Genomic DNA, 6,906 nt, shown 5'->3' with positions numbered 1-6,906 from the left:
CCCCGCCCTCATCTATGAGGAAGAGGACCTGGTGAAGCGGACGATCCGCGACCTCTACGACAAGGACATCGACGAGGTCTGGGTCGAGGGCGAGGCCGGCTTCAAGGAAGCGCGCGAGTTCATGCGCATGCTGATGCCGTCGCAGGCCAAGAAGGTTCAGCCCTATCGCGAACCGATGCCGCTGTTCGTGAAGTACCGGATCGAGGACCACCTCAGCCAGATCTATTCGCCGGTCGTGCCGCTGAAGTCCGGCGGCTACCTGGTGATCAACCAGACCGAGGCCCTGGTCGCCGTCGACGTCAACTCGGGCCGCGCGACCCGCGAGCGGAACATCGAGGCCACGGCGCTCAAGACCAACATGGAAGCGGCCGAGGAGGCCGCCCGCCAGCTGCGCCTACGCGACCTGGCCGGCCTGATCGTCATCGACTTCATCGACATGGATGAGTCGAAGAACAACCGGGCCGTCGAAAAGAAGCTGAAGGACGCGCTCAAGGACGACCGCGCCCGGGTCCAGATGGGCAAGATCAGCTCCTTCGGCCTGATGGAGATCAGCCGCCAGCGCCGCCGCTCCGGCGTGCTGGAAGGCACCACCCACGTCTGCGAACATTGCGGCGGGGCCGGACGGGTCCGCACGGTGGAATCCAGCGCCCTCACCGCGCTGCGCGCCCTGGAGATCGAGGCCCTGAAGGGCGGCGGCGAGGCGACCCTGAAGGTCCCCCGCGCCGTCGGCCTCTATATCCTCAACGAGAAGCGCAATCATTTGGCGCGCGTCCACGAGAGCCTGGGGCTGTTCATCACCATCGTGATCGACGACGCCCTGGCCCACGCCGACCACGAGATCGAGCGGACGTCCAGCGAGACCCGGCCCGAGCACCAGCCGCTGATCAGCCGCGGGCCGGTCCAGGCCTACCAGCCCGTCGACGAGGATCTCGAAGACGAGACCTACGAGGACGAGGAAGACGACGAGGAAATCGAGGACGAGGACGAAGAGGCGATCGAGCGCGAGGCGACCGACGACGACGGGGCCGAGCAACGCCTGCAGGACAACGAGGAAGACGGCGACGATCGCGGTCAGCGCCGTGGCCGCCGTCGGCGCCGCCGCGGACGCCGGGACGGCGAACCGCGCGAGGCGAGCGACCAGCCGGCCGCCGCGGCGGTTCCTGCCGCGACCGATGACGCCGGCTCCGACACCGAGGATGACGGCCAGGGCGGCCGGCGTCGCCGCCGTGGCCGCCGAGGCGGTCGCCGAATGCGCGACGACGGACGTCCGACCGACGTCTTCTCGTGGACACGGCCCTGGGTGCCCTATGGCGACGATCCGTTCGTCTGGCACGATCCGGCCGACGACATCCCCGCGCCCCGCGCGCCTGTCGCCGCCAATGATGAGCGTCCGGTCGCCGAGGCCGCCCCGGCCCGTTCGACCCAGCCGAGAGTCGACGGACCCGAGGTCGATGTCTGGGTGGAACTGCCCGCCATCGACGACAAGCCGAAGAAGACCCGCTCGCGCCGGGGCCGCGGACGCGGCCGTGGCGAGGACGGCGGCGACAGCGTCGAGGCCGAAGCGCCCATCGCCGAGGCCTTCGTGGCTGAAGCCCCTGTCGAGATCGCGCCCGAACCTGAGCCGGAACCCGTCGTCGAGCCGGAGCCCGCTCCGGTCGCCGAAGAGGCGCCGGTGAAGAAGCCGCGCGCCCGCCGCACCAAGGCGTCGATCGCCGCCGAGGCCGCGGCCGAGGCAGCGGCCACTGCCGAGCCTGAACTTGTGGCGGTGGCCGAGCCCGAACCGGAACCCGCTCCGGCGCCAGCCGCGGTCGTCCGCGAACCCGACCCCGCCGAGATCACCGCCAAGCCGCCGGCCGCGGCCCGCAAGGGCTGGTGGCGACGCGGTTAGACCCTACATGCGCTTTCGGGCCTGGTTTCCACTTGGCCCGAAAGCGCGCTAGGCTTCGGACGATGATTTGGCGGGGGCGCTAGGAGTTGTTCGGCATGGTCTCCCCTGCCCGTCCTCTTTCCCGATCGGTCCTGGCGGCGGCGGTGGCGCTCAGCGTCGCCCTGCCCGCCGCACCGGTCCGGGCCGAGGACGAGGGTATCGCCCTGATCCGCGACACCGAGATCGAGGAGATCCTGCGCAAGGACTCCGAGCCGATCTTCAAGGCCGCGGGCATCGATTCGAAATCCATCGAGATTCTGCTGATCGGCTCGAAGGAGCTGAACGCGTTCGCGGCGCCCCAGACCATGGGGGTGTTCACGGGCCTGATCCTCGAATCCGACAATCCCAACCAGCTTCAAGGCGTCATCGCCCACGAGGTCGGACACCTGGCCGCCGGCCACTCGGCGCGCTCGGGCGAGATGAACGCCGCGGGCATGAAACCCTTCCTGCTGACCATGGGCCTGGGCGTCCTGGCGGCGCTGGCGGGCTCCGGCGAGGCCGCCGCGGGCCTGGTGGGCAGCGCCGGCTACTTCGGGACCCTTGGCGCGATGGGCTACAGCCGCGAGCAGGAAAGCCGCGCCGACCAGGCCGGCGCCGCCACGCTCGAACGGGCCGGCATCTCGGGCAAGGGCATCGCCGAGTTCTTCGACAAGTTCCGCTACCAGGAGGTCTTCCAAGAGGCCCGGCGGTTCGCCTATTTCCGCTCCCACCCGCTCTCGTCCTCCCGCATCGAGGCCCTGCGCCACCGCGTCGAACTGAACGCGAGCTACGGCAAGCCCGACACGCCCGAGGCGATCGAAGAGCACAAGATCATGAAAGCCAAGCTGGAGGGCTTCATCACGCCCACCACGGCCATTGTGAAGTACACCGAGAAAGACACCTCCTACCCGGCCCGCTACGCTCGGGCGATCGCCTACTACCAGATGAAGCAGCCCGATCAGTCGCTGAAACTGATCGACGCCCTGCTCGTGGACCAGCCGAACAATCCCTACCTTTGGGAGCTCAAAGGCCAGGTGCTGTTCGAGTTCGGCCGCGCGGTGGAGGCCGAGGCGCCGCAGCGCAAGTCCGTGGCCCTGATGCCCGAGGCGCCGCTGCTGCGCATCAATCTGGGCCAGACCCTGATCGCGCTGGACGACGACGCCAAGATCGAGGAAGGCGCCGCCGAGCTTCGCAAGGCGCTCACCCAGGAAGACGACAACGCGGTGGCCTGGCGGCTGCTGGCCCAGGCCTATGACAAGCAGGGCAAGGAGGGCCTGGCCCGCCTGGCGACCGGCGAATACTTCTTCTCCCTGGGCAATCCGCAGCAGGCGCGGGTCTTCGCCATGCGCGCCCGCGAGAAGCTGACCAAGGACACGCCCGAGTGGCGCCGCGCCACCGACATCGTGCTCACCTCCAAGCCCAGCAAGGACGACCTGAAGGATCTGGCGCGCGAGGGGTCCATCGTTCGCAGTTCGTCGCGCTAGCGCGCGCGCACCCGATCGCCTATTTGCGCCCTATGACCATGATGTTCCGCACCGCCCTGGCCTTCGCCGCCCTCCTGTCGCTCACCGCCTGCCAGAAGGCCGAGGACGCCGCCTTCGGCCAGAAGGTGCGCGCCTACCTGCTGGCCCATCCCGAGGTGATCGAGGAAGCGGTGACCAAGCTGCAGGCCAACAAGGAGGTCGAGGCCGCCAAGGTCGCCAAGGCCGGCCTGGTCAAGCATCGCAAGGCCCTGGAGAACGATCCGCGCGACTTCGTGGCCAATCCGAACGGCAAGATCACGGTGATCGAGTTCTTCGACTACCGCTGCGGCTACTGCAAGACCAGCGCTCCGGAAGTGCTTAAGATCATTGCGGAAAACCCCGACGTCCGGTTCGTCTTCAAGGACTATCCGATCTTCCGGGGCGACTCCCTGCTGGCCGCCCAGAGCGCGCTGTCGGCCAGCGCCAAGCCCAAGACCTTGGTCCTCTATCGCGAATTCATGGCCGAGCGAGCCCTGAACGAGGTCTCCATCGACCGCCATCTGCGCGCCGCGGGCGTGGATCCCGCCCAGGCCAAGGCCGCCGGCCGCGGCGCCGCGGTCCAGCAGCATCTCCGCGACAACTGGGAGCTGGCCCAGAGCCTGGGCATCGATGGCACGCCGGCCTTCATCGTTGGCGAGCGGATGATCTCGGGCGCCGACATCGCCGCCCTGCGCGCGGCGATCGCCGAGGCCAAGACCGGCAAGCTGAAGACCATCAACCAGGCCCAGGTCGACATCGCGAGCTAGGCGCGCCGCGCCACCCAGAGCTGCTCGCCGCCATAGACCGGCGGCGCCTTGGCGAAGTCGGAATACTGCGCCTCGATCGCGAAGCCGCTCAACTCGAGCAGGTACGCCGTTTCCTGCCGGGTCGACCAGCGTAGCGCCCAGGAGGTCTCCTGGGACGCCGTCACGCCGCCGTGTCCGTCGAGCGCCTCGATCCGCATCCGCTCGCCGGTGACCTGGGCGAACGGATCGGCGAACCGCCCCAGGCAGACCTTGCGATAGCGCCCGCCGGTCGCGGGATTGACCACCTCCCGGTCCGGAAGCCGGTCGGGCTCGCCGACGCAGGTCTCCAGCCGAGGATCGAAAAGGTCCAGAACCAGAACGCCGCCTGGGTTCAAGTGGTCTCTGACCCGCGTCAGGCAGGCCCTCTGGTCGGCGGGATCCACCAGGTGCTGAAAGGCGCGCGCTGGGATGAGGGCAAGATCGAACCGAGCGTCCGTCTCGAACGCTTGCATGGACGTGCAGAGGAGTCGCGCTCGCAGGCCGGCCGCGGCGAGCCGCCGCCCGGCCACGTCGAGCATGGCCTGTGAGATGTCCACGCCGGTGACCTCGAAGCCGGCTTCCGCCAGCGGCGCAAGCACCCGTCCCGTCCCCGTGCCGAGCTCCAGAACCGGACCACCCTGAGAGCGGGCCATCTCCAGGTAGAAGTCGACGTCGCCTGCGAGCTTGCCGTTCTGCGCAGCGAAGAGATCATAAGTTTCGACCGCCAGGCCACCGTCATAGAAGGCGTTTGGATTGCTGATCATGGCTAAAGTTCCGTCCGATCTTGGCCGGCGGATGGGCCCCGCACTCGTTGCCCCGTCCGATCCGGCGGGGCTGCTGAGAGGGTGGGCTCGCTAGTCGCGCCCACGCCTGCCAACGCCCCGGTCAGGAGCGGTGGAGGTCGTAGCTTGGCTGCGCGAGCACGTCATCGCGCCGGAGTTAGACGCAGGCCGGTGCGACTGTAAAGCGCGGACCCTCCCCTACGTCAGGCTTTGCGGCGCGCCGTCGCGCGGTTAGGCTTGATTCTACCTTTGGGAGCCAGTCCGTCGAGACGGTGGCCTGGAAGTGGAATGCACGAACGCGTGCTGGTGATCGGATCCGGGATCGCCGGGCTGTGCGCGGCGCTCGCGCTGGCGCCGACCGGGCGTGATATCGTGATCCTTGAGCGCGACCCACCGCCGCCCAAGGGCGACCCCGACACCGCCTTCACCGACTGGAATCGCCGCGGCGTCGGCCACCTGCGCCACAGCCACGCCTTCCTCGCGCGCCTGCGCACCCTGATCCGCGACGAGCACCCTCGCCTGCTGGCCGACCTGGTGAGCGCCGGCTGCCGGGAGCTTGGCTTCGAGTCCATGCTCACGGACCTGCACAAGGCCGACTACAGGCCCGAGGCCGTCGACCGCGACCTGGTGGTGCTGACCAGCCGCCGCACGACGCTGGAGCTGGTCATGCGGCGCTATGTGGAGCGCTGGCCGAACGTCCGGGTCGCATCCGAGACCTTCGTGCGTAAGCTGCTGGTGCAGCAGGATCCGCAGGGCCTGCGGGTCGTGGGCGTCTCGGTGGCCGACGCCGCGGGCCCGCGCGACGTGATCGGCGACCTGGTGATCGACGCCGGGGGCCGCACCTCGTCAGGGATCGAGCAGCTGGTCGAGGCCGGCGCGCCGATCGCCGAGGAGACCGAGAGCGCCGGCATCCTCTATTTCACCCGCCATTACCACCTGGCGCCTGGGCTGGACGAACCGCCACGGGGCAAGGCGCCGGCCACCGGCGACCTGGGCTTCCTCAAGTTCGGGGTGTTCCCGGCCGACAACGGCTGCTTCTCCATCACCCTGTGCGTGCCCGAGATCGAGATGGAGCTGCGCAAGGCCATCGTCGCCCCGGAGGTGTTCGACGCCATCTGCGCCCAGATGCCGGGCCTGGTCCCCTGGATCGATCCGGCGAGGTCGCAGGGCGTCAGCCGGGTGTTCGGCATGGGCGAGTTGCACAGCCGCTGGCGCGACCTGGTCAAGGATGGCGCCCCGGCGGTCATCGGATACTTCCCGCTGGGCGACAGCCTGATCCGCACCAATCCGCTCTATGGCCGGGGCTGCTCGTTCGCCGCCGTCGAGGCCTATCTGTTGCGCGACGTGCTGGTGGAAACCGACGATCCAGTTGTGCGCCTGATCGACTTCCAGGAGCGGGTGACCCGGGAACTGAAGCCCTACTACACCACCATGCGCGACCAGGACCGCTCGGCCATCCGGCGGGCCCAGCAGACCCTCACGCCCGGCTACCGGCCCAGCCTGAAGAGCCGGATGCTGAAGAGCTTCATGGAGGACGGGGTCAACATCGCCATCCGCTCCGACACCCAACTCCTGCGCCAGGCCCTGCGAGGGTTCCACATGCTGGAACATCCGTCCGCCTGGCTGAAGAAGCCGGCCAACCTGGCCAAGGTGTTCGGCTATTGGGTGGCCAGCCGTCCGCAGAAGGCCGCAGCCTATCCTCCCAAGCCCGGCCCGGACCGCGAAACCCTGATGCGCGCCATCGGCCTGGAGCCAGAGGCCGACATGCTGAAGGTCGCCGTCACCGGCTCCAAGGCCCGCGCGGCCCTACACGAGCGCGCCGTCCAGGCGCCCTAGCGCCCCTCCCCCAGCGCGTAGCGCGATTTGGGGGAGGTGGCGCGTCGCCCACTTCGGCGACGTGACGGAGGGGGGCGCAGCCCATCAACAAGGGT

The 6,906-nt window shown here is 69.0% G+C and carries 5 protein-coding genes; 4 read left to right on the top strand and 1 reads right to left on the bottom strand.

Going from position 1 to position 6,906, the window contains the following annotated elements; genetic code table 11:
• The 3 genes from Q8Q77_RS05760 to Q8Q77_RS05750 all read left to right on the top strand — a co-directional run.
• On the top strand, nucleotides 1–1,888 hold a 1,888-nt coding region (locus Q8Q77_RS05760), incomplete at its 5' end, for a ribonuclease E/G (RefSeq protein WP_305582063.1).
• A 95-nt stretch (nucleotides 1,889–1,983) separates the two neighbouring features.
• Complete coding sequence (locus Q8Q77_RS05755) at nucleotides 1,984–3,390, top strand: M48 family metalloprotease (RefSeq protein WP_305582061.1); 1,407 nt, start codon at nucleotides 1,984–1,986, stop codon at nucleotides 3,388–3,390.
• A 32-nt stretch (nucleotides 3,391–3,422) separates the two neighbouring features.
• Nucleotides 3,423–4,175 (top strand): DsbA family protein, encoded by a 753-nt coding sequence (locus Q8Q77_RS05750; protein WP_305582059.1) that lies wholly within the window; start codon nucleotides 3,423–3,425, stop codon nucleotides 4,173–4,175.
• Here the strand turns inward: Q8Q77_RS05750 and Q8Q77_RS05745 are convergent.
• Entirely contained in the window at nucleotides 4,172–4,957 is a 786-nt protein-coding gene (locus tag Q8Q77_RS05745) for a class I SAM-dependent methyltransferase (RefSeq protein WP_305582057.1), read from the bottom strand. The two genes, Q8Q77_RS05750 and Q8Q77_RS05745, sit on opposite strands and share 4 nt — an antisense overlap.
• A 306-nt stretch (nucleotides 4,958–5,263) precedes the next feature.
• On the opposite strand from Q8Q77_RS05745, the gene Q8Q77_RS05740 reads away from it, so the two are divergent.
• Nucleotides 5,264–6,811 (top strand): FAD-dependent oxidoreductase, encoded by a 1,548-nt coding sequence (locus Q8Q77_RS05740; protein WP_305582055.1) that lies wholly within the window; start codon nucleotides 5,264–5,266, stop codon nucleotides 6,809–6,811.
• Nucleotides 6,812–6,906: the final 95 nt, after the last annotated feature.

Origin of the sequence: Phenylobacterium sp. (assembly GCF_030698145.1) — a bacterium.
Classification (GTDB): Bacteria; Pseudomonadota; Alphaproteobacteria; order Caulobacterales; family Caulobacteraceae; genus Phenylobacterium.
The sequence above is the reverse complement of the archived record's forward strand: the minus strand, read 5'-3'. Positions and strand labels throughout refer to the sequence as shown.